We start from the raw sequence: 3,017 nt of genomic DNA, 5'->3' as shown, positions 1-3,017 counted from the left end.
CCGGGCGGGCGCGCCTCGCGCCGACCGTCCCGGTTCCTCGACAACGCTGCCAGCGTCTTGGGGGAGGGGGCCCGCTCCCAGCCGAAGTCCCGGTCGCGTGGCCGGGCGGCGCGGCCCGCGCGTCCGGCCTTCTGCCGCACCTGTGGCACCGGCCTGGACACCGCGGCCGAGCGGAAAGTCGGTCGGTGCAGCGCCTGCCCACCCACCTACGACGAGGCGACCTTCGAGGCGCTGCGCTCCTGGCGTCTGGCCGTCGCGACCGATGCCAAGGTGCCGGCCTACGTGGTCTTCACCGACGCGACGTTGACCGCGATCGCCGAACGACGCCCCGCGGGACTGGGAGATCTCGCGACGATCTCCGGGGTCGGGACGCGCAAGCTCGAGCGCTACGGCGCGTCCGTACTGGCGGTTCTGGACGGATCCGACCCGGCCGAGATCGCCGAAAAGGGCTCTGCAGCAACCGAACTCAGGAACAGTGACGCGCCGTGAGCGACCCAGCGTGAAGATTTCTCGTTAAATGCTTTGCCGCCGTAGGTCCGCCTGCTCTACTCTTTCATGCGTACGAACCGCACAGGGGCCGAAATGGCCTGCTGTGGAACACCACGAGACGAGATGAGGAGGTTGGCCCTGATGGAGATCACCACGATGTCGAACGCGATGCACAAGCCCCGCGTCCTCGTCGGCTGCCCGCAGGCTGCCGGCCGCGCCCTGATCTCGCCGATCAGTGGGATGGGTCAGGGGACCGGTGTGTCCGCATTCGCCATCGGCGGCGCTGCCGCGGTCCACACGACTCGTGTCGTGGTTGACCTCGCGTTCTACGCCACCCCCAAGTCCCTCAACAGTGATGTCGCGTTCGTCGGCTCCGGAAGACCTCCCGTCTAGCACTTCCAGACCAGGTCACCCCCAGGCCGCGGAACCCGACATCCGGGATCCGCGGCCTTTCTCGTGTGTCGAGCAGGCCGCCCAAGACCACCAGGAAGCCAGCAATGAAGAGCAGCACCAGCTCCGAGGTCACGGGAGAGACCCTGCCCCGCCCTGGAGCGACACGGAACACACAACAGGACCAGCCCTCGGACCGAGGGCGACGACACGTTGGAGGTGACACCCCGATGCAGCTATCGCAACTGATCGACAAGAACGCCCAGGCGCATGAGGCCGGCGAGGACATCCCGTGCCGAGTGAACGACCCCGAGATGTGGTTTGCCGAGCGGCCAGAGGACGTCGAGTTCGCCAAGAGCCTGTGCGGCTCCTGCCCGGTCATGACCCAGTGCCTCGCCGGAGCGCTCGATCGCGCCGAGCCGTGGGGCGTCTGGGGCGGCCAGCTCTTCATCCAGGGCGTGGTCGTCGCACGGAAGCGTCCGCGAGGGCGTCCCCGCAAGTCGACGGTGGCCGCCTGATGCGTGGTCCCGGCCTCACGACCGGACCTGGTCGGGTGCGTGTCAACGCATCCGACCGGCGTCCCCCTCACCGTCAATCTCTTGACTTTTCAAGGAGTTCCACCATGTATCACCTCATGTATGAGGACCTGGCACGTGCCCGAATGGCCCAGCGCAACGGTACGGAGACGGACCAGGGTGTCCGCCGGCGTTCGCTGCGAGTGGCCATGGAGGCCCGGCGTGCCGAGCGTCGACAGCGACGCGGGTGATCCCACGGGGGAGTCACCAGCGTTGATCCTGAGGCGGAGGCGTCTCGACCACCCGGTCGAAGCGCCTCCGCCTTCGTCATGCCTGGGAGAGCGGGGGCAGGTCCGCTCCGGGCAGCAGGTCGTCGACGATGGCCCGGCCCGGCACCTGCCCGCCGATCTGGCACAACACCCCGATGCCGCCGAGCCAGACCCGGTGGATCAGGAGGAACTCCGGAGGGAGGTTGAGCTTCATACCCACCGAGAACTGCGGCCGTCGTGGGTCGTTGATGTGGGCGAACACGCCGCGCAGCCACGGCCGGTTGAAGGTGAACGTGTCGGTGCGCAGGGGGGCGATGAACGGCTCGAGGTAGGCGAGGGCCGCTTCCGCATCCAGGTCGATCGTGGACTTGACGAATCCCAGCTCGCGCAAGCCCTCCAGCAGTGACTGCGCATCGCCCTCGAGCGCGAGCGTGAGCAGCTCGCCCATCTCCACGGGGAGCCCGTCAGGCAACCGTTTGACCGCGCCGAAGTCGATGACGCCGAGCCGGCCGTCGGGCATCAGCCGGAAGTTGCCGGGGTGTGGATCGGCGTGCAGCAGCCCCGCCTGCTGCGGGCCGGCGAGGAGGAACTCCATGTAGCGGGTCGCCGCCTGGTCGCGGACCTCTGGCGTGCCCGCGGCGATGATCGACGAGAGCGGTAGCCCCTCCAGCCACTCGCTGACGATCACGTGCTCGCTGGAGTCGACCACGTCCGGCAGTGCGAAGGTCTCGTCGCCGGCGAACGCCTCGGCGAACTGCGCCTGGGAGGTCGCCTCCAACCGGTAGTCGAGCTCCTCGGCCATCCGGCCCTTCAGCTCCTCGAGGATCGGCGCGAGGTCCAGACCCGGGATCCACCCCGCGGCGACCCTGGCCACCCGCGAGACCTGGCTCAGGTCGCTGAGCAGGGCCGGCCCGGCCCCCGGGTACTGCACCTTGACCGCGACCGGGCGGCCGTCGGCCCACACCGCCCGGTGCACCTGGCCGATCGACGCTGCGGCCGCTGGCCGGTCCTCGAAACTGGTGAACCGGCTACGCCACCGCGGACCGAAGTCGTCCCGCAGCACGGCGTGCACGGTCTTCGTCGGCATCGGGGGCGCCGCGTCCTGCAGCTTGGTCAGCGTGGCCCGGTAGGGGCCCGCGAGGTCCTCGGGCATCGCCGCCTCGAAGATCGACAGGGCCTGGCCGAACTTCATCGCGCCGCCCTTGAGCTCGCCCAGCACCTTGAACAGCTGCTCGGCGGTGCGCGCCTGCATCTCCGCCGCGACCACCTCGGCGGGTCGTCCGCCGACCCGCTTGCCGAGACCGATCGCGGTCCGGCCCGCGAAGCCCAGCGGCAGCGCCGCGAGCTTCGCGCT

The 3,017-nt window shown here is 69.6% G+C and carries 4 protein-coding genes; 3 read left to right on the top strand and 1 reads right to left on the bottom strand.

What is annotated here, in order from left to right; translation table 11 throughout:
- The 3 genes from FRW57_RS19740 to FRW57_RS19730 all read left to right on the top strand — a co-directional run.
- A partial coding sequence (locus FRW57_RS19740; protein ID WP_203230437.1) for an HRDC domain-containing protein occupies positions 1-489 on the top strand: 489 nt, incomplete at its 5' end.
- A gap of 123 nt (positions 490-612) precedes the next feature.
- Positions 613-882, top strand: a complete 270-nt coding sequence (locus FRW57_RS19735) for a hypothetical protein (RefSeq protein ID WP_152186847.1) — start codon at positions 613-615, stop codon at positions 880-882.
- Positions 883-1,109: 227 nt separating this feature from the next.
- Entirely contained in the window at positions 1,110-1,397 is a 288-nt protein-coding gene (locus FRW57_RS19730; protein WP_137122399.1) for a WhiB family transcriptional regulator, read from the top strand.
- A gap of 324 nt (positions 1,398-1,721) precedes the next feature.
- Here FRW57_RS19730 and FRW57_RS19725 read toward each other — a convergent pair.
- Positions 1,722-3,017, bottom strand: a 1,296-nt coding sequence (locus FRW57_RS19725) for an ABC1 kinase family protein (protein ID WP_152186846.1), incomplete at its 5' end; no start/stop codon positions are given.

The organism is Segeticoccus rhizosphaerae (assembly GCF_009192725.1).
GTDB classification, from domain to species: domain Bacteria; phylum Actinomycetota; class Actinomycetes; order Actinomycetales; family Dermatophilaceae; genus Segeticoccus; species Segeticoccus rhizosphaerae.
The sequence above is the reverse complement of the archived record's forward strand: the minus strand, read 5'-3'. Positions and strand labels throughout refer to the sequence as shown.

What these genes read in the sequence shown, in the direction of transcription:
- FRW57_RS19730 (WP_137122399.1), top strand. Translation starts at nt 1,110, where the DNA reads ATGCAGCTATCGCAACTGATCGACAAGAACGCCCAGGCGCATGAGGCC.
- FRW57_RS19735 (WP_152186847.1), top strand. Translation starts at nt 613, where the DNA reads ATGAGGAGGTTGGCCCTGATGGAGATCACCACGATGTCGAACGCGATG.